We start from the raw sequence: 18,648 nt of genomic DNA on the forward strand, positions 1-18,648 counted from the left end.
TATGCAACCGATGCGAGGTGACCTAGCGCCAAGATGAAAACATTATTTGTCAGAGGCCCATCACTGTTATCCAGGCTAGTGCTCGCACTAGCCTGTTCGTTTTTATTGATCTTTATTGATCATCGCTTACAAGCGATGCAACCCGTCCGTTTGTTCCTTAATTCACTGGTCACGCCGGTACAATATTTGGCGATTCTGCCCGAGCAAATTTTGAGTGGCTTTTCGGAAAGCATTAAAACTCAGGATCAGCTCAGCGATGAAAACCAACGCCTGAAAAAGCAGTTACTGGAATTACAGGGGCAATTGCAGCAATTTCAGTTTATTACCAACGAAAATAAGCGTCTGCGCGAGCTGTTGGGTTCCGAACAAAGGGTTCCAAACCGGCGTATGGTTGCCGAGGTAATCGCTGTTGCATCGGAACCATTCAGTCAGCAATTAGTGATCAATAAAGGCACCCTGAATGGCGTCTACGAAGGTCAGGCGGTGCTCGATAACCGCGGTATCATCGGTCAGGTACAGGACGTCGGCAGCAATACCGCCCGGGTGTTGTTAATTTCTGACCAAAGTCATGCCATTCCGCTACGCTCGGAGCGCAGTGACATTCGCGTGCTGGCACAGGGCACCGGTGAGATTGGTCGCCTGCAGTTAATGTTCGTGCCCCACAGTACCGGCCTGAAGGAAGGCGATTTGCTGGTGTCTTCCGGGCTGGGCGGTGTCTACCCCGAGGGCTATCCGGTCGCGCGTATTCGTAGCATCGTGCGTGACGAATCGCTGCCGTTTGCACAGGTTCAGGCGGATCCTATTTCGGCTCTCGACCGTGTTCGAAATGTGTTGTTGCTGTGGCGCAGTGACGATCAACAGCAGCCCATCTATGAGGATCAGCCAGATGCTTAAGCACGGAACCTTTACGCTGATATTAACCTATCTGGTGGCGCTGGTATTGATGGTGATGCCGATGCCGGCAGCGTTTGATACCTTTCGTCCAGACTGGGTGACGCTGGTACTACTGTATTGGGTACTGGCGATTCCACACCGTGTGAACATGGGCACCGCGCTGATCCTGGGCGTACTCAGTGATATTTTGCTCGGCTCTGTGCTTGGGGTACATGCGCTTGGTATGGTGGTGGTTACCTATTTCGTGGCTCGTCATTTCCAGCGTTTCCGCAACTTCTCGTTACCGCAGCAGGCCATTCTGGTGGCGTTTCTGATCTTGTTAAAACGGATGATTGTGTTTCAGGCTAACGTGTTCATTCATGATGCTGAGTTTACCGCCAGTTACTTTTGGCCGGCGTTTACTTCTGCGGTCTTCTGGCTGTGGCTGTTTCCATTGTTACGCAAAATTCGTCGGCACTTTAAGGTGGCCTAATGAGGATTGTCCTGGCATCGGCTTCGCCTAGGCGGGCGCAGTTATTAAAGCAGATTTGCGCCCAGTTTGAGGTGTTGCCGTCACACATCGAAGAACGGCGTCATGCCGATGAAACACCGTCGGCTTACGTACAGAGACTGGCGCTCGATAAGGCGCGCTATGTTGCCGGGCAGTTGGACGACACAGCGCTGGTGATTGGTAGCGATACACTCATCGATTACGCCGGTGAGGTGATGGAAAAACCACTCGACAAGCCGCATTTTAAGCAGATGTTAGGACAGCTTGCCGGGCACGTACATCAGGTGCGTACCGCCGTTGCCGTGGTTGTTACTGATGGTCGGCAGATAAAGCGTGAACAGGTCCTGGAAGTGGTCACCGATGTCGAATTAGGTGCCATCAATGACCAGCAGTTAGAGCACTACTGGAATACCGGAGAGCCGCAGGACAAAGCTGGCGGTTACGCCATTCAGGGTGGTGCAGCGCGATTCGTGAAACGCATCAATGGCAGTTATACTGCAGTTGTTGGCTTGCCATTATATGAAACCGACCAATTATTGTCGGCCGTTGCGAACAGTTAAAGGGGAGCGCGATGAGTGTCGAAGTGTTGATGAATGTGACGCCCACAGAAAGTCGCGTTGTGCTCGTCGAAAATGGCATCTTGCAGGAAGTTCATATCGAGCGCCAGGTTAAGCGTGGCTTGGTAGGCAATATTTATATGGGCAAGGTGTCGCGGGTGTTGCCGGGGATGCAAGCCGCGTTCGTTGATATTGGGCTGGATAAGGCCGCGTTCCTGCATGCGTCGGATATCGTCACCAGTATTGATGGTGATGCCATTGAGCGCGCAGAACGCAGCGAACCCAATATTACCTCATTGGTCCATCAGGGGCAGCACATCATGGTGCAGGTGGTAAAGGATCCGCTGGGCACTAAAGGCGCTCGCCTGACCACGGATATCACACTGCCATCCCGTTATCTGGTGTTCATGCCGCAGAGTTCACACGTCGGCGTGTCACAACGTATTGATGACGCTGACGAGCGCGAGCGTTTGCGCAGCCTTGCCGAGTCGCTCAGTAATGAGGATGGTTATTTCATTGTGCGTACCGCCGCTGAAGGTGCCGAAGAGGCCGCGTTAAAGGGCGATGCAGAGTTTCTGACACGATTATGGCAACAAATAAAGAAGCGCAAAAAGGCGCAACGTAAAGTTGGCGTGCTGTATGAAGATTTAAACCTGTGTTGCCGGGTGTTGAGAGACTTTGTCGGCGAGCAGATAGAGCGGATCCGGGTTGACTCCCGAACCACGCTGGAACAGCTCAAGTTGTTCACCAAGGACTTTATTCCCGAACTCAGCTCGGTGCTGGAGTACTACACCGGTGACCGGCCAATTTTTGATTTATTTGATATCGAAAATGAAATTCAGCGTGCGCTGGACAGAAGGGTGGATCTTAAGTCCGGTGGTTCGTTGATCATTGACCAGACTGAGGCCATGACCACGATTGATATCAACACGGGGGCTTTTGTTGGTCATCGTAATCTCGAAGAAACCATTTTTAACACCAACATCGAAGCCACTCAGGCGATCGCACGACAGCTGCGGCTACGCAATCTCGGCGGTATCATTATTATCGATTTTATCGATATGCAGAACGATGAACATAAACGCCGTGTGTTGCACAGCCTGGAGCAGGCATTGGCAAAAGATCGGGCAAAAACGTCGATTAATGGCTTTACCACCCTCGGCTTAGTCGAAATGACTCGTAAGCGCACGCGCGAAAGCTTAGAACATGTCTTGTGTGGTGAGTGTCCGGTGTGCCGCGGTCGTGGTTCAATGAAAACCGTCGAAACGGTCTGCTATGAAATCATGCGCGAAATCGTCCGTGTGCACAAGGCCTATGACGCCGATAAATTTGTCGTTTACGCCTCGGCGGCGGTGAGCGAAGCGCTACTTAATGAAGAATCTCACGCACTGGCTGAACTTGAGCTGTTTGTTTCGCGTCAAATAACCATACAAACTGAAACGCTCTATAACCAAGAGCAATTTGATGTGGTGATGATGTAGTGTCCGCGAGTAAAGGTTTATTGTGGTTGTTGAACAAACTGTGGCTTTCACTTGCCATTGTTCTGGTGCTTGCGGCTGTGCTGATGAGTGCATTGCGCTATGCATTACCGCATATACCGGACGTTTCTGAACAATTGGAAGCGCAACTCGAAGCGCGTTTGCAGCAACCGATTGAAATTTCCTCGTTAGCGATGTCGTGGCACCGGCAAGGACCGGCGCTCGACGTAACCGGCATTCAATTGGCCGGACAAACCGATTCGCCGGTACAAGTGGATGTGGGTCAGGTATCGGTGGTACTGGATTTCTGGCAGTCACTGCTGCAGCAGCAATTGGTAGCACAGGAATTTATTTTAAATCAGGCGACCATCGACATTGATTTGCGGGGCTTGCAGGCGCAGGACAGTGAAGCGCTAAATTTAGACACGCTGGAAAGTCTATTTCTGCAGCAGCTCGAGCGTTTCTCATTAACCGAGAGCGAGCTCAACGTCATTAATCTTGCCGGAAATCGTCGTTCGATTGTGATTGAGCGGCTGTCCTGGCTCAATCGTGGTCGCCAGCACCAGGGGATTGGCCAATTCCGGGTGCGTGACTTTACCCGCAATAGTCTCGACTTCATCATCAAGCTGGATGGCAATGATCTCAGCACCGTCAACGGTCAGTTTTACGTCGATTCAAGGCAGATTGATATCAGCCCATGGCTGGAACAACAGCTGTCTAATGTGGATATCACCGAGTCTAAAGTGAACTTCACCAGTTGGTTGACGCTGGTCGACGGCAATATTTCCAGTGGTCTGCTGCAGTTGCGCGATAACGTCGTGGCGGCTCGTATTAACGAGCAAGATCTGCAGTTGCACATTGCGCAAGGACAAATTGCGATTCAGCCTCGCCAGCAGGGTTGGTTGTTGAATGTGTTGCCAATGACGCTGGAAATTAATGAACAGCAAATCGAGCTGCCGCTGATTGCCTGGCAAAGTAGCCAGCAACAACATCAACTCTCAGCACGACGTATTCCCATTCATGATCTGGCACCGTTCGTGCCATTACTATTGCCCGACACCCGCGGCGTAATCGAACAGCAAATCAATGCCGGCACCCAGGCTTTTGTTGACGCTAAGGTTATGCGCGACGCCGAAGGAGATTGGGACTGGCTGGTACACAGTGACAGTATTCAAAGTGACGGCGATGAGCAACTGCCGTCGTTTTCGCCGATAGCTGTTACCGTCGCAGGGCATAACGATGAGCGCGGTTATTGGTCGGCACAGGCCGATGAATTTCAGCTGTCCAGTAGCCGCTTATCGGACGCTGCAATTTGGCAACAGCAGGCGTTCAGCTTAACGGGCAACTGGAATCACGATGACGCTGGCTGGCAATTTGAATTGGGTGACGGACAGTGGCAGTTGGGGGATTTAGCTCTGCAACTTCAGGGTCGCCTTAAGCAAGTGGGTGATGACACCCCCAGCATTGCATTGTTAGCGACGGCTGAACAATCATTCGCGGTGGCTACAGCACGTGATTTATTGCCGCGTGCCATGGGCGAGGGCGTTCGCAACTATCTGAACGAATCATTAGTGGCTGGTGACATTCGTGGTCTGGAGGTGCTCTGGCGTGGCCCTCTGCAACACTTCCCCGATGATGACATGGCCGGCGTATTTAATGCCCGCGTTGACTTCGCAGGGTTGGATTATCAGTTTCAGGCCGATTGGCCGATGCTGCAGGACACGCCTCTACGGCTTGATTTTTACCAGCACGGGCTGTTTATGTTCAGCGACGCCGGTCAGCTTATGGACGTCACGGTGGACGCGGTCAGTGCAAAAATTCCCGATCTGACTGACGGCGGCCGCGGGCTGCAGTTGCAAAGTTCAGTCAGTGCGGAGGCCGGCAGCTTGAAACCGGTCTTTGATGCGTCGCCATTGCAGTCGATAGCAGAAACCTTAACTCAGGTGCAACCGAGGTCAGCGATTAAAGGTGACTTTCGCCTGGATATTCCTTTCGACGGCTCCCGGGATGTCGATGTGTCGGTGCGAGCCGATCTGGCCGGGCAAGCCTTTTATGTGACCGCGATCGATCAAAACTTTGCCGTGAAGCGTGGCACATTGATGATTGATAATGCGCAGGTAAGTACCCGTGATCTCATCATGAACTGGTACGGGCGTCCGATTAACACTGAAATTGTCGGCAATAACAAAGATGGTGACTACTTACTAACCGTTTCTACGGCGATTGATTGGCAATTAGAGCCATTACTGGAGAATTTACCGAGTGACGGTTGGCAGAAATATTTTTATGGTGCCATCAACGGTACCGGTGAGTTGGAATTATTATTGGGTGACCAAGTTAACGTCGACTGGACTTCACAATACGACTTGACCGGGCTGGAATCGAACTTGCCGGCACCGTTAGCGAAAGACTTTGGCGAAAACTGGCAGTTGCAGTTGAACCTGAGCGGAGACCCCGGGCAACTGCAACTGGACGTCAATGTCGACGACCGGTTGGACTGGTCCAGTCGTTGGCAACCGGGTGTTGCTGAATGGCAGCAGGCTAGCCTGGTGCTGGGTGAGCAACCCTCTTCGCAACGGGCAACATTGGCGCAGGGGCGAGGCGCCTTCGTGATCTCAGCGGTTTTACCCCAGGTTAATATTGGTGAATGGTACGATTTGGTTTATTTCATGCAACAGAGCGATGACGGTACCGATGATACCGCTGAAGGCTCGTCGATACCGCCGTTGGCGCCGGACTATATTACGGTTACAACGCCATTGTTGATGTGGGCCGGACAGCAGTTTGCCGACGCGGAATTTGAAATATGGCCTGACAATACGGTTTGGAATGGTCGAGTATTTGCCAATGATTTGGCCTTAGAAATCCGTATCCCGGAAGACTTTATAGAAAGCCCCATTGAAGTGGATGCGGATTTTGTACAGCTTTCCTCTGAGTTAGATGGCGGTACGGATAATCCCGTTCGCGAGTCGGAAGGCGAGTGGCAGTGGGTGACGCGGTTACCGGCCATTAACGTTAACTGTAAAACCTGTAAACTTGACGATAAGAGCTTCGTCGATGTGCGGGCGCAGTTAAAGCCGGTGAAAGGTGGGGTCGAATTATCAAACCTCAGCGCGCGCAGCAATAATTCACAAATCAATAGCTCTGGTTATTGGCTGGTTGATGATGGTAAGCCTCATACCCAAATCAGCGGCCAACTCAGCAGCGAAGATTTTGGTGATCTGTTACGAGAGTATGGGTTGGAAACGGCGATTCGCGACAGCGCTGCGGAGATTGAGTTTGGACTCAACTGGGACGGACATCCGCATCAACTGGATTTTGACAGCCTCGGTGGTTCGATGAGTTGGGAGTTAGGTCAGGGCTATCTTGCCGAAGTCAGCGATGGTGGCGCACGACTGTTTTCGTTACTGAGTTTAGACGGTATTTTGCGTAAGCTGACCCTCGATTTCCGTGATATCTTCTCTCAAGGTATGTTCTATACTAACTTGTCAGGTAGCGTGCAGGTGGCTAATGGTGTGGCGACCACCAACGATACCCAAATGCTCGGCTCGGCCGGTAATATGGAAATCAAAGGCACCACCAACCTGGTGACCGAAGAATTAAACTATCAATTGACCTACGCGCCCAAGGTGACTTCCAGCTTACCGGTTATCCTTGCCTGGATGGTGAACCCGCCCAGTGGACTTGCCGCCTTGCTCATTGATAAGGTATTGCAGGACGCCGAAGTTATTTCACAGTTACGTTATCAAGTGACCGGCACCATTAGCGAACCCGTTGTGACCGAAGTGGATCGCAACAGTCGCCCGGTTGATATTCCGGAGCTTGATATCCCGCAGGAGGACCAACCGAGTGAACCAACAAACGCAACCTCTGCTGACGGCGGTTCAGTTAAGTAGCCGCGAAACGCCCGAGCAAAACCTGGAACGTGTCGAACATTGGCTGCAACAGCTGCCTTCACAACGGCCACAACTGGTGGTACTGCCGGAGGCTTTTAGCTGTTTTGGCGCAGGCGATCGCGCGCAATTGGCGATGGCTGAGCCTGACAACGACGGCCCGGTGCAGAAGCGCTTAGCGCAATTAGCGAAACACTATGGGGTATACCTGATTGGTGGCACCATTCCGTTGCAGGCCGGTGAACGCTTTGCTGCTGCATCCCTGGCCTACGATCCGCAAGGCCAACGGATTGGTCGTTACGATAAAATCCATCTGTTTGATGTCGATGTCGCTGATAACACCCGTCAGTATCGGGAGTCCAAATGGACGAAACCGGGCGGCTCGATTGTTACCATCGACTGTGGCTTTGCTGTGGTCGGTATGGCGGTATGTTATGATGTTCGTTTTCCTGAGTTATTTAAGGCGCTGCGACAGGCCGGCGCCGATATTATTGCCCTGCCGTCGGCGTTTACTCAGGTGACGGGAGCGGCGCACTGGCACACGCTGGTGCGCGCCCGAGCCATCGAACAACAAGTTTATGTGGTTGCGCCTGGGCAGGTTGGTGAACATGCTAACGGCCGGAAAACCTATGGACATTCACTGATCGTCGATCCCTGGGGCGAAATTCAGGCCGAACGAGCGCAGGGTGAAGGGGTTATCAGTGCCCCGTTTGAGCGAGCTCGGCTTGCTGAGATCCGGCAACAAATGCCGGTGGCAGAGCAAAGTCGTTTAAAGGTCGCGTTAACGCAGTAATAAAGAGGTTTCATGACAAATAACAGTCAACCCTCACTGGCGTGGTTAAGCCAGTGGGGTATTGGTGAAGACCAACTCCAGGCCGCACTTGGCAAACTCTATACCGGCGACATTGATTTCGCAGACATTTATCTGCAAAACAGCGTCAATGAGTCCTGGGTGCTGGAAGACGGAATCATCAAAGATGGTGCTTACCATATCGAAACCGGTATGGGTGTGCGTGCAGTACACGGTGAAAAAACCGGTTTTGCGTACGCCGATGAGATAACGGAGCAGGCGCTTTCACGCACGTGCGAAGCGGCACGCGGTATTGTCCGACAGGGACAGAGTAAACAGGTGAAAGCACTGTCATCGCGTGCTATCACGCCGCGCTATCAAGGCATTAATCCGCTGACGTCGCTCAATGAAAGCGAAAAAATCGCGTTGCTTAAGCAAGTGGATGCGCACGCACGCGCGCAAGATCCACGAGTTTCACAAGTGGTGGTGAGTTTATCGGCTAGTTACGATGACGTTACGGTTGCCGCTACCGATGGTACCTTGGCTTCCGATGTGCGGCCGTTGGTGAGACTGAACTGCAGTGTGATTGCTGAACAGGACGGTCGCCGTGAGCGTGGTAGCGCTGGCGGCGGCGCGCGTGTCGGGTATGATTATTTTCTGCTGCAGGACGGTAAGCCTCGCTGGCAGAAATTTGCCGAAGAAGCGGTACGTCAGGCATTGGTTAATCTGGAAGCCGTGCCGGCACCTGCGGGGACGATGCCCGTGGTGTTAGGGGCCGGCTGGCCCGGTGTGTTGTTGCACGAAGCTGTGGGTCACGGGCTGGAAGGGGACTTTAACCGCAAAGGATCTTCGGCCTACTCCGGCAAAATTGGTCAGAAAGTAGCGTCGGAGCTGTGCACCATTGTCGACGACGGCACCCTCAGCGACCGTCGGGGTTCGATGACCATCGACGACGAGGGCACGGAAAGCGGCTACAACGTGTTGATTGAAAAAGGCGTTCTCAAAGGCTACATGCAGGACAAGATGAACGCGCGCTTGATGAATATGCCGTTAACCGGTAACGGGCGTCGGGAAAGTTACGCGCATTTGCCAATGCCGCGCATGACCAACACCTATATGTTACCGGGCGAACACGAGCCGGAAGAGATCATCGCCAGTGTTAAGCGCGGTATTTATGCGCCACATTTTGCCGGTGGTCAGGTGGATATTACCTCCGGTCAGTTTGTGTTTTCGGCGTCGGAAGCCTATTTAATTGAAAACGGCAAGATTACGACACCGATTAAAGGCGCGACGCTGATTGGTAATGGCCCGGATGCCATGTCTCAAGTGTCCATGGTCGGAAATGACCTGGAACTGGACGAAGGGGTTGGCGTGTGTGGTAAAGACGGTCAGAGTCTGCCGGTTGGCGTTGGCCAGCCGACACTCAAACTGGACGCAATGACGGTCGGCGGCACCGAATAACGGAGGATGAGCCGCTCAGCGGCTCATCAACTTACGCAGTTCGACAAAGATGCGACGCGATGCCATTGGCGGCTTATTGTGTTGCTGCTGTTGCAGGTGTTCAGCGTATAACGACAGCAACTGTGCTCGGTCAGCCTCGGGCTGCTGTTGGCACAGTTCATCAATAGCGCTGGCGCCCTCAGCCAGAATGCGGTCACGCCATTGCTCAATGTGATGAAACTGGGCGGTAGCCTGCTGGTGACGTCCTTGCAATTCGGCCAATGCCTCTTTAATTGGCTGTGGGTCACGCTGGCGCATCAGTTTGCCGATAAACTGCAATTGGCGACGGTAGCCTTCGTGCTTGTTCCGAATGCGTCGGGCCAGCAGCAAAGCATCGCGCAACTCGTCATCTAACGGGATGGTTTTGAGTTGGGTATCGGTCAACTGGATCAGTTCTTTGCCAAGATCCTGCAACGCGTCCATTTCGCGTTTGATCTGGGACTTACTGACAAACGACTCGTCGTCGTGTTGGCCATCGTTGGCATCAGAAGTGTGCTTGGTCATGAGTAGTGCAGTACACAGGTTATGAATGAAGACTAAGTTTAGCAGTTTTCGCTACCAAGCCGGTAGCGGTTTAAGGAGAGCTTTTTGAAATTACAACGCGAACAACTAGAGCAACAGCTTGGGCAAGTGAAGCAGGCCGTTTCCGAGGCGTTAGATATTGCTCGCCAGCTTGGCGCGAGCGATGCAGAATGTTCGATCAGCAAGAGCTCGGGAATTTCGGTGGGTACTCGCATGGGTGAGGTTGAAACCGTTGAGTTTAACCAGGATGGCGCACTGGGCATTACGGTCTACCGCGATCATCAGAAGGGCTCGGCGTCGACCACCGATTTGTCGACCGAGGCGATTCGTGCTGCGGTTAATAAAGCCTGCGAAATCGCCCGTCACACCTCCGCAGATCCTTATAACGGGTTAGCACCGAAGGAACTGATGGCGTTCGAATACCCTGAGCTTGAGCTTTGCCATCCGGGCGACCAAAGTCCCGAGTATGCTATTGAACAAGCGCTACGGTGCGAGCGACACGCGTTAACTCTGGATAAACGGATTATCAACTCAGACGGCGCCCACTATGGTTCACACAGTGGCTTTAAAGTTTACGGCAACAGCCACGGCTTTATCGGCGGTTATCTGCAGTCACGGCAGAATCTCAGCTGTGTGCTGATTGCAGAGCAAGACGGTAAAATGCAGCGAGACATGAGCTATACCGTCGCCCGCCGCACGGACGACTTGCTGGCCGCTGAACAGGTTGCTGAGCAAGCGGCCGAAGAAACGTTGGCGCGACTGGGTGCGCGTAAGATTGATACGGCGAAGGTACCGGTAATTTTCCGTGCCGACGTCGCGAGCAGTCTGTTTGGCCATATGATTGCCGCCATCAGTGGGGGCAACCTGTACCGTAAGTCGAGCTTCCTATTGGACGCGCTGGGAGAAACCATCTTACCCGAGTGGCTAACCATCACGGAAGACCCTCATTTGGTTGGTGGGCTGGCAAGCACGCCGTTTGATAATGAAGGAGTAGCAACTCGCAAGCAGGACATCATTAAAGCCGGCGTACTGCAAACTTACCTGCTGACCAGTTACGCAGCCCGAAAGCTGGATCGCACGCCTACCGGGCATGCCGGCGGTATCCATAACTGGCGTATGACCCACTCGGATAAATCGTTACAGCAACTGTGCCAGCAAATGGGTAAAGGTCTGCTGGTCACCGAACTCATGGGGCAGGGTGTGAACCTGGTGAATGGCGACTATTCACGCGGAGCCGCCGGTTTCTGGGTAGAAAACGGTGAAATACAGTATCCGGTGGAAGAGATTACCATTGCCGGTAACCTGAAAGATATGTTGCGCAATATTGTTGCTATTGGCAATGACACAGACACCCGGCACGCGCTGCATACCGGGTCGGTGTTACTGGATGAATTACGAATTGCCGGTGTTTAACGGTTAGGCGGAAAGCAACAACGTCGCGGTGCCAAGGAAGGCAAAAATACCGACAACATCGGTAACCGTTGTAAGAATGACCCCGCCTGCAAGGGCAGGGTCAATATTAAATTTCTTCAATATCATTGGCACCGTAACCCCGGCCAGCGCGGCTGCCAGTAAGTTCGCCATCATCGCGAAGGCGATAATGCCACCGACCAGCCAGCTCTGCATCCACAACGCCACAACGGCGGCTATCAAGACCGACCAGATAACGCCATTAAGCGCCCCAATCGCGAGCTCCTTACCGATAAGCCAACGTGAGTTACTGGTACCGATGTGGCCGAGCGCCATACCCCGAATAACCAGAGTCAGTGTCTGACTGCCGGCGATACCGCCCATGCTTGGGACGATGGTATTGAGAATGGCGAGCACTGCCATTTGCGCCAAAATGTCTTCAAACAACGAACTGACCATTGCCGCCAGTAACGCGGTCAGCAAGTTAACCGCCAGCCATACGGTACGGCGACGGGTACTTTTCAGTACCGGTGCGAAGGTATCTTCATCATCCTCAAGACCGGCCATGCTCAGCATCGAGTGCTGGGCTTCTTCACGAATGATATCAACCACGTCATCGATGGTGATACGACCGACCAATTGCTGTTCTGCGTCAACAACCGGCGCGGAAACCCAGTCAAAGCGTTCAAAAAGTTTAGCGACTTCGGTTTCCTGCATATCAACCGGGATACTGACCACTTCGGTCGACATGATGTCAGAAACGATTTTGCTGGGATCAACGGTAACCAGCCGCGCCAACGAGATTTCACCAATCAGTTTGTCGTTGCGATCAGCAACATAGAGCATGTCAGTGGCTTCGGGTAACTCACCCTTCAAGCGCAAATAACGCAGAACCACGTCAACGCTGACGTCGGCCCGAACCGTGATGGTGTCGGTATTCATGATACCGCCGGCGGTATCCTCATCATAGGACAGTGCCGTCTCTGCACGTTCGCGGTCGCGCTCGTCCATTGACTTAAGCACTTCCTGATAAACCTGATCCGGAAGACCACGAAGAACATAGGCAAGGTCATCGGTGTCCATGCCTTCGGTTGCGGCGGCCAGTTTCTCCGGCGCCATTTGCCGGATGATCGACTTCTGTACTTCTTCGGAGAGTTCTTCGAGGATTTCACCGTGTTCGTCAACATCGACCAGCTTCCAGACGATGGCACGGTTTTTCGGCGGTGATGACTCCAGTAACAGCGCGATGTCACAGGCCGGCATATTATGCAGCATACGGCGGGCAGCCACGTACATGCCGTCCGCCAGGGCAGCATTCACCTCTTGAATACGCTGCATTGCATATTCTTTATCGGTCAGTTCGGCGACCATGCTTATTCGTCTTCCTCAAAGCGCTGTTCAAATAACTCGGTAACGGCTGCCAACGCGGCTTCGGCCTCATTGCCTTCGGCATATACATTAACCGCTTTGCCTTGTTTACCGGCAAGCAGCATCAGACACATGACACTGGCTGCATCGACACGCTGGCCGTCTTGTTCAACCGCGATTTTGGCATCGAAACGCTGGGTAAGTTGCGCCAGTTTGGTGGCTGCGCGTGCGTGTAAACCAAGTTTATTACGAATGATCAGTGTTTTACAGAGGGTTGCCATTATTTTGTTATCTCACGGTGGCGCACTTGCACATTAATCGCCGTATGACGAAAACGTTCTGCCAACTGCTCGGTGATGTAAACAGAACGGTGCTGACCGCCGGTGCAACCTGTGGCAATGGTCAGATAGCTACGGTTGCTGCGCTGAAAATGTGGAATCCAGGTGGCCAGGAAGTTTTCCACCTGATGGATGTACTTAGCAACCAGCGGTTGTTGCCGGAAGTAATGCTGGACATCATCATCCAGGCCACTGAGCAGTTTGAGCTCTGGCTGCCAGTGTGGGTTTGGCAATATGCGCGCATCAAAGACAAAGTCGGCATCTTTGGGTAAGCCGTATTTGAAGCCAAACGATTGAAAGACGATGATGAGCTTTTTCTGTGCCCGCCCCAGCACTCGTTCGGCGACTTGCTCACTCAGTTGGTGCAACGACAAGTGGCTACTGTCGATGCGCCAGTTGGCACGCTCCATAATCGGCTCAAGTAGCTTGTGTTCAAGCTGTAGGGCGTCAGTGAGGGGCAGTTCTTTTTGTGACAACGGGTGTAGCCGGCGGGTTTCGCCGAAGCGCTGTAATAAGGTTTGGTCATCCGCATCAATGAACAAAATTTCCGGCTCGACTTCAGCCGGGAGAAAGTCCAGCGACTCGAGTAATTCTTCCGAATTTTCGGGTAAATTTCTTACGTCGATACTGATGGCAATGCGATCATATTGCGCCATTACGGCATGCACCAGCGTCGGTAACAAAGCGATCGGAAGGTTATCAACGCAGTAGTAGCCAAGATCTTCCAGAACCCGAAGAGCGATGGTTTTTCCTGAACCAGACCGGCCACTAACAACGATTAACTGCATGATCCGTCACTGTCCTCATTAACAAAAATGTCGTAAAGATCCTGGTCACTATGTGCCGCTCGCAGTGCGCGGGTACACACCTTATCATTCATGCGGCGTGCTACGGTGGCCAGCGTTTGCAGATGATTTTCGTGTTCAGATTCGGGTACCAGCAGGGCAAAAATAATGTCTACGGGCTGGTTATCTATGGCGTCAAACTCAATCGGCTCGGCAAGCGTTATCAACACCGCCACAGGCTGAGTTGCATTGGGTAAGCGACCATGTGGAATCGCAATACCAAGGCCAATACCGGTACTGCCTAAACGTTCGCGATTTAACAGGCTCTCAAAAATATCATGGCGGGTAATGCCGACCAGCTTGGGAGCCGCAATTTGGCTAATGGTTTCTAATAGCCGTTTTTTACTTGCGCCCTCGACTGCACACTTGGTGCAGTCGGGGCTTAACAGTTCAGACAGTTGCATGATTAATGTTTTTTCATTTTCTCTTTGTGTTTAATAACTTGCCGATCGAGTTTATCAATTAAACCATCGATGGCCGCATACATATCGTCGTGTTGGGCATCGGCAAAAATTTCGCCGCCATTAACGTGCAGGTTGGCTTCCGCGATTTGTGCCGTTTTTTCTACTTTAAGGATGACGTGAACATTGTTGATGTGGTCAAAGTGTCGCTCAAGTTTAGCGAACTTAGTGTCTACATAGTCACGCAGTGCGTCGGTAATATCGATGTGATGACCGGTCAAATTAATTTGCATAACGTCTTCCTTCTTGTTTCTATCACGATTAAAGCAGACTCTTGCGTTGGCTCGAGGACGGAATGTTTAACGACTCCCGATACTTCGCAATTGTCCTCCTTGCTACTTGGATTCCCTGGTCTGCTATGAGTTCAGCAATTTTGCTGTCACTCAATGGTTTAGCGCGGTTTTCCGCCGCCACTAACTTCTTAATTAAAGCACGAATAGCGGTACTTGAACACTCACCTCCTGCTTCTGTATTGACATGACTGGAGAAAAAGTATTTGAGTTCAAACACGCCCCGTGGGCAGTGTAGATATTTCTGCGTAGTGACCCGTGAAATAGTGCTTTCATGCATATCGACGGCTTCGGCGATGTCGTTGAGTACCATCGGCTTCATAGCCTCTTCACCGTGTTCAAAAAAGCCTTGTTGGCGGTGAACAATGCAGTGTGCAACCTTTAACAAGGTCTCATTACGACTTTCCAAACTTTTAATGAACCAGCGCGCTTCCTGCGTGTGCGATTTTATATATTGACTGTCTGCTGCGGATTTTGCGGCTTTACTTAAGGCCGCATATTCTTCGTTCACTTTTAATTTGGGTACGCTGTCGGGGTTCAATTCGACCACCCAGCGCCCTTGTTTTTTTACCACTGAAACGTCGGGTATGACGTATTCAACCGGCTTCTGCGCAATTTGTTCACCGGGGTGAGGATGCAATTGCTGAATTAATTGCATAATCTCTTTCAGTTGCCCTTCGGATAAGCGCATTTTGCGCAGGATGGTGCGGTAATCGCGGCTACCGAGCAGGTCCATGTGTTGCTGTACAAGCTCCAGCGCCTGTTCTTTGAGTGGTGAGTCTTCTACTTGTTGACGTAACTGAATGCTCAGACACTCGGCGACATCGCGGGCACCAACACCAACGGGATCAAAATGTTGAATACGCTTCAGCACCATCAGCACTTCGTCTTCACCAATGTCCAGATGCTGTAACGCGGCAACGATGTCGTCAACGGAGGAAGTCAGGTAGCCATTATCATCAATCGACTCGATAATGGCTTCGGCTATTTCAGTGTCCTCATCGGAAAAATGCGACAGTTGCATTTGCCACAACAGGTGATCCTGCAGTGACTCACTGGTTTCGCCCTGATAGACATCCATCTCGCCGTCATAGCTTTTACCGTTAGGGCTGGTAACCGATGTCGGAGTGGATGAGGTATAGGTATCATCCCAGCTGCTGTCGACCGGGAGTTCATCAGGGAGTTGATCTTTTTTCAGCACATCAGAGGTTTCCTGATGGCTGTCATCACGATGATTAGAGGTTTCTGGTGCTTCACCCTCGACGTCCTGATGGTCACCGTCAACTTCAAGCAGCGGGTTGTTGTCCAGTGCCTCCTGAATTTCAGCCTGTAGATCCAACGACGACAACTGCAGCAGGCGAATGGCTTGCTGTAGTTGTGGTGTCATGGTCAGCTGCTGACCGATTTTTAACTGAAGGCTTTGTCGCATTTATCTGACTCCCGGCTTCACGCTATGCTGCTTACAGTGTGAACTGCTCACCGAGGTAAACATCCTTAACCTGTTGATTTGATAATATACTCTCAGCATCACCGCTGGCAATCAATTGTCCGTGACTGACAATATAAGCATGCTCACATACTGACAAGGTCTCACGTACATTATGATCGGTGATCAAAACACCAATGCCACGTTGTTTAAGGTGCTCGATAATTTTCTTGATATCGAGTACAGAAATCGGGTCCACCCCGGCAAACGGTTCATCAAGCAGAATAAAGGTCGGGTCCGCCGCCAATGCGCGGGCGATTTCAACGCGGCGGCGCTCGCCGCCGGAAAGGCTCATGCCGAGGCTATTGGCGATGTGGCCGATGTGAAACTCTTCTAACAGTGCATCAACCTTTTCTTCGCGCTCTACTGCGGTGAGGTTTTTGCGAGTTTCCAGGATTGCCATCAGATTGTCGCGCACGGTCAGTTTCCGGAAAATCGATGACTCCTGCGGCAAATAACCGATGCCACGTCGCGCTCGCTCGTGCATAGGCAGCAGGGTTAAGTCGGTGTCATCCAGATAAATCTGTCCTTTGTCGCTGTTCACCAAGCCTACGATCATGTAAAAGGTCGTGGTTTTACCGGCACCGTTCGGGCCCAGCAGCCCAATGATTTGCCCCTGGCTGACTTCCAGACTCACGTCCTTAACCACTTGCCGGCGTTTGTAACTCTTTGCTAAATGACGAACGGATAAAGTAGCCATGAACTCAGTTGTTGCTCCCGTTTTTATCGTCTTTTTTCTTTTTCGGCGGTGTGAATATGGTGGTTACCCGGTTGTTTTCAGAACCTTCGCCACTGGCTGAAACGGTCTGCTGAGCCAGGTCATAGGTAATAATTTGCGCACTCGAACGGCTGGAGCCCTGCGAGACTTGAGCATTCCCCACCAGCTCCAGCACTTCACGTGCCTGATAGTAGGTAATACGGTCGGCCTGTGCACTGATGGTGGAGCCGTCGTCCAGTTGTTGAGTATAGGTCGCTGGATTTCCTTCCGCGATAAAGGTGTCCGCCTGTTGATCCGCATTTCGCAGAGCTTCGACACGATCGGCCTTAATTTCCAACGTGCCCTGTTTGACGGTAACATTATCGGTCAGCAGTAGCCGGTTGTTTTTGATATCCAGTTCTTCATGCCCGGCGGTTAATTCAATGGCTTTCGAGAAGTCCGCTTCGCCTTGCGCATAAACGTTCGCACTGACGAGCAGCATAACGCCACTAGCGAGGCTCAAATACGGTCTTAACATGTCGGTTTAGCTCCATTTTTTCGGCGTATAAGTCAGCTTTCAGACCATCGCCCTGAATCGTAAGTTGTGGCCCAAACAGGGTAACTGGATAGTCAGTGCGCATTGTTTCAGCGGCCATATCAATGACCAGATATTCCGTCACAACCCTTTGTATAGCAGTATCAGGCTGAAGCGACTTTATTTCAACACCACGCTCCAGGATCAGCGTTTGGTCGTCATAAAAAGTGCCTTGTTCAGCACTGATTTGCCAGGTCGCCTGATTGTCCTCGGTATACACCGAATAAACCGGCTGGGTTAACTCTGTCAGCCCGATTTGCAGGTAGTGTGCCATGGCATCCGCTTTAAGCTGGTGTGCCAGGTTTCCTTCCGACTCAAATAATCGGGTTTCCAGCCCCCGAGCGGTGAAATCGGGCTTCATGATTTGTGAACGTTGTTGGGCAGTATCTTCACCTTCGTCGATAAAAGGGCGCCAGACCAGTAACAGTCCCGCCCCGAACAGCAGTAGCAGAATGAAGGTGATGCGACGACTCACAGACTGATCCCCTCAGCACTGCGAAGCTGGCCACTGGCCAACAGTAATAAATCACAGACTTCGCGAACAGCACCGTGGCCGCCCGCGCACCGGGTAATATAATCAGCGCCTTGTTGCACGGCCGGGTGCGCATCATGAACGGCGATACCCAGTCCGGAACGTTGAATTAATGCCAAATCCGGAACATCATCGCCGATGTAAGCGACCTGCTCGGGGGTCACATCGAGTTGCTCAAGCAATTGCTGATAAGCGACGGTTTTGTCGGATTGTCCCTGAAAAATATGACCTACGTCCAGGTGCTTCATTCTGCGTTCGACGATAGCAGACTGACGGCCGGTAATCACGGCCGTGGTAAAGCCGGCGTTAACCAGTGCCTTCATGCCAAAACCGTCACGGGTATGAAAGGCTTTCAGCTCTTCACCGTCGTTACCTAAATAAATACGGCCGTCCGAAAATACCCCATCCACGTCGAGCACCAGTAAACGTACCTGTTGAAACTTCTTCAGCAGCGCCTGCTCGATATCGCCATACCAGGTATTAATCATCTCCATTGATTATC

The 18,648-nt window shown here is 52.0% G+C and carries 19 protein-coding genes; 8 read left to right on the top strand and 11 right to left on the bottom strand.

Annotated features, from left to right (window positions below; genetic code table 11):
• Positions 1 to 33 precede the first annotated feature (33 nt).
• From mreC to tldD, 7 genes are read left to right on the top strand one after another with little or no spacing between them, the layout of a single operon-like run.
• Positions 34 to 894: a rod shape-determining protein MreC gene (gene mreC, locus C5610_RS01455; protein ID WP_105305551.1), complete on the top strand. Its 861-nt coding sequence runs from the start codon at positions 34 to 36 to the stop codon at positions 892 to 894.
• Positions 887 to 1,366 carry a rod shape-determining protein MreD gene (gene mreD / locus C5610_RS01460; protein ID WP_105305552.1) on the top strand — a complete coding sequence of 160 codons (480 nt, stop codon included), beginning with the start codon at positions 887 to 889 and terminating at the stop codon, positions 1,364 to 1,366. Before mreC ends, mreD begins: the two co-directional genes overlap by 8 nt.
• Positions 1,366 to 1,944, top strand: a complete 579-nt coding sequence (locus C5610_RS01465; protein ID WP_105305553.1) for a Maf family protein — start codon at positions 1,366 to 1,368, stop codon at positions 1,942 to 1,944. The genes mreD and C5610_RS01465 overlap by 1 nt, the downstream gene beginning before the upstream one ends.
• 11 nt (positions 1,945 to 1,955) lie before the next feature.
• Positions 1,956 to 3,422 carry a ribonuclease G gene (rng, locus tag C5610_RS01470; RefSeq protein WP_105305554.1) on the top strand — a complete coding sequence of 489 codons (1,467 nt, stop codon included), beginning with the start codon at positions 1,956 to 1,958 and terminating at the stop codon, positions 3,420 to 3,422.
• The gene (locus tag C5610_RS01475) at positions 3,422 to 7,315 is read left to right on the top strand and encodes a YhdP family protein (protein ID WP_105305555.1); all 3,894 of its coding nucleotides are present in this window, start codon (positions 3,422 to 3,424) and stop codon (positions 7,313 to 7,315) included. Before rng ends, C5610_RS01475 begins: the two co-directional genes overlap by 1 nt.
• Positions 7,269 to 8,105 carry a carbon-nitrogen hydrolase family protein gene (locus C5610_RS01480; protein WP_262339950.1) on the top strand — a complete coding sequence of 279 codons (837 nt, stop codon included), beginning with the start codon at positions 7,269 to 7,271 and terminating at the stop codon, positions 8,103 to 8,105. The genes C5610_RS01475 and C5610_RS01480 overlap by 47 nt, the downstream gene beginning before the upstream one ends.
• A gap of 12 nt (positions 8,106 to 8,117) precedes the next feature.
• The gene (gene tldD, locus C5610_RS01485; RefSeq protein ID WP_105305556.1) at positions 8,118 to 9,563 is read left to right on the top strand and encodes a metalloprotease TldD; all 1,446 of its coding nucleotides are present in this window, start codon (positions 8,118 to 8,120) and stop codon (positions 9,561 to 9,563) included.
• A 15-nt stretch (positions 9,564 to 9,578) separates the two neighbouring features.
• Here tldD and yjgA read toward each other — a convergent pair whose 3' ends face one another.
• Positions 9,579 to 10,106 carry a ribosome biogenesis factor YjgA gene (gene yjgA / locus C5610_RS01490; protein ID WP_105305557.1) on the bottom strand — a complete coding sequence of 176 codons (528 nt, stop codon included), beginning with the start codon at positions 10,104 to 10,106 and terminating at the stop codon, positions 9,579 to 9,581.
• An 84-nt stretch (positions 10,107 to 10,190) separates the two neighbouring features.
• Here yjgA and pmbA point away from each other — a divergent pair, with 84 nt between their 5' ends.
• Entirely contained in the window at positions 10,191 to 11,537 is a 1,347-nt protein-coding gene (gene pmbA, locus C5610_RS01495) for a metalloprotease PmbA (protein ID WP_105305558.1), read from the top strand.
• Positions 11,538 to 11,540: 3 nt separating this feature from the next.
• Here the strand turns inward: pmbA and mgtE are convergent, their stop codons facing one another.
• From mgtE to kdsC, 10 genes are read right to left on the bottom strand one after another with little or no spacing between them, the layout of a single operon-like run.
• The gene (gene mgtE, locus C5610_RS01500; protein ID WP_105305559.1) at positions 11,541 to 12,905 is read right to left on the bottom strand and encodes a magnesium transporter; all 1,365 of its coding nucleotides are present in this window, start codon (positions 12,903 to 12,905) and stop codon (positions 11,541 to 11,543) included.
• 2 nt (positions 12,906 to 12,907) lie between these two features.
• Positions 12,908 to 13,183: an HPr family phosphocarrier protein gene (locus C5610_RS01505; protein ID WP_105305560.1), complete on the bottom strand. Its 276-nt coding sequence runs from the start codon at positions 13,181 to 13,183 to the stop codon at positions 12,908 to 12,910.
• Positions 13,183 to 14,028 (bottom strand): RNase adapter RapZ, encoded by an 846-nt coding sequence (gene rapZ, locus C5610_RS01510; protein ID WP_105305561.1) that lies wholly within the window; start codon positions 14,026 to 14,028, stop codon positions 13,183 to 13,185. Before rapZ ends, C5610_RS01505 begins: the two co-directional genes overlap by 1 nt.
• The gene (gene ptsN / locus C5610_RS01515; protein WP_105305562.1) at positions 14,019 to 14,489 is read right to left on the bottom strand and encodes a PTS IIA-like nitrogen regulatory protein PtsN; all 471 of its coding nucleotides are present in this window, start codon (positions 14,487 to 14,489) and stop codon (positions 14,019 to 14,021) included. The genes rapZ and ptsN overlap by 10 nt, the downstream gene beginning before the upstream one ends.
• 2 nt (positions 14,490 to 14,491) lie before the next feature.
• Positions 14,492 to 14,779 (bottom strand): ribosome hibernation promoting factor, encoded by a 288-nt coding sequence (hpf, locus tag C5610_RS01520; RefSeq protein ID WP_105305563.1) that lies wholly within the window; start codon positions 14,777 to 14,779, stop codon positions 14,492 to 14,494.
• 28 nt (positions 14,780 to 14,807) lie between these two features.
• Positions 14,808 to 16,265, bottom strand: a complete 1,458-nt coding sequence (locus C5610_RS01525) for an RNA polymerase factor sigma-54 (protein ID WP_105305564.1) — start codon at positions 16,263 to 16,265, stop codon at positions 14,808 to 14,810.
• Positions 16,266 to 16,296: 31 nt separating this feature from the next.
• The gene (lptB, locus tag C5610_RS01530; RefSeq protein WP_105305565.1) at positions 16,297 to 17,022 is read right to left on the bottom strand and encodes an LPS export ABC transporter ATP-binding protein; all 726 of its coding nucleotides are present in this window, start codon (positions 17,020 to 17,022) and stop codon (positions 16,297 to 16,299) included.
• 4 nt (positions 17,023 to 17,026) lie between these two features.
• A complete protein-coding gene (gene lptA / locus C5610_RS01535; protein WP_105305566.1) occupies positions 17,027 to 17,557 on the bottom strand; it encodes a lipopolysaccharide transport periplasmic protein LptA in 531 nt (176 codons plus the stop codon).
• Positions 17,529 to 18,089 carry an LPS export ABC transporter periplasmic protein LptC gene (gene lptC / locus C5610_RS01540; protein ID WP_105305567.1) on the bottom strand — a complete coding sequence of 187 codons (561 nt, stop codon included), beginning with the start codon at positions 18,087 to 18,089 and terminating at the stop codon, positions 17,529 to 17,531. Before lptC ends, lptA begins: the two co-directional genes overlap by 29 nt.
• The gene (gene kdsC, locus C5610_RS01545) at positions 18,086 to 18,634 is read right to left on the bottom strand and encodes a 3-deoxy-manno-octulosonate-8-phosphatase KdsC (protein ID WP_187346286.1); all 549 of its coding nucleotides are present in this window, start codon (positions 18,632 to 18,634) and stop codon (positions 18,086 to 18,088) included. Before kdsC ends, lptC begins: the two co-directional genes overlap by 4 nt.
• Between the last annotated feature and the right edge of the window lie 14 nt (positions 18,635 to 18,648).

Source organism: Idiomarina sp. OT37-5b (genome assembly GCF_002968395.1).
In the GTDB taxonomy this organism is placed as follows: Bacteria; Pseudomonadota; Gammaproteobacteria; order Enterobacterales; family Alteromonadaceae; genus Idiomarina; species Idiomarina aquatica.

What these genes read in the sequence shown, in the direction of transcription:
- tldD (WP_105305556.1), top strand. Translation starts at nt 8,118, where the DNA reads ATGACAAATAACAGTCAACCCTCACTGGCGTGGTTAAGCCAGTGGGGT.
- ptsN (WP_105305562.1), bottom strand. Translation starts at nt 14,489, where the DNA reads ATGCAACTGTCTGAACTGTTAAGCCCCGACTGCACCAAGTGTGCAGTC.
- kdsC (WP_187346286.1), bottom strand. Translation starts at nt 18,634, where the DNA reads ATGATTAATACCTGGTATGGCGATATCGAGCAGGCGCTGCTGAAGAAG.
- lptA (WP_105305566.1), bottom strand. Translation starts at nt 17,557, where the DNA reads ATGTTAAGACCGTATTTGAGCCTCGCTAGTGGCGTTATGCTGCTCGTC.
- C5610_RS01465 (WP_105305553.1), top strand. Translation starts at nt 1,366, where the DNA reads ATGAGGATTGTCCTGGCATCGGCTTCGCCTAGGCGGGCGCAGTTATTA.
- mreD (WP_105305552.1), top strand. Translation starts at nt 887, where the DNA reads ATGCTTAAGCACGGAACCTTTACGCTGATATTAACCTATCTGGTGGCG.
- lptB (WP_105305565.1), bottom strand. Translation starts at nt 17,022, where the DNA reads ATGGCTACTTTATCCGTTCGTCATTTAGCAAAGAGTTACAAACGCCGG.
- hpf (WP_105305563.1), bottom strand. Translation starts at nt 14,779, where the DNA reads ATGCAAATTAATTTGACCGGTCATCACATCGATATTACCGACGCACTG.
- rng (WP_105305554.1), top strand. Translation starts at nt 1,956, where the DNA reads ATGAGTGTCGAAGTGTTGATGAATGTGACGCCCACAGAAAGTCGCGTT.
- C5610_RS01525 (WP_105305564.1), bottom strand. Translation starts at nt 16,265, where the DNA reads ATGCGACAAAGCCTTCAGTTAAAAATCGGTCAGCAGCTGACCATGACA.
- mreC (WP_105305551.1), top strand. Translation starts at nt 34, where the DNA reads ATGAAAACATTATTTGTCAGAGGCCCATCACTGTTATCCAGGCTAGTG.
- rapZ (WP_105305561.1), bottom strand. Translation starts at nt 14,028, where the DNA reads ATGCAGTTAATCGTTGTTAGTGGCCGGTCTGGTTCAGGAAAAACCATC.
- C5610_RS01505 (WP_105305560.1), bottom strand. Translation starts at nt 13,183, where the DNA reads ATGGCAACCCTCTGTAAAACACTGATCATTCGTAATAAACTTGGTTTA.
- mgtE (WP_105305559.1), bottom strand. Translation starts at nt 12,905, where the DNA reads ATGGTCGCCGAACTGACCGATAAAGAATATGCAATGCAGCGTATTCAA.
- yjgA (WP_105305557.1), bottom strand. Translation starts at nt 10,106, where the DNA reads ATGACCAAGCACACTTCTGATGCCAACGATGGCCAACACGACGACGAG.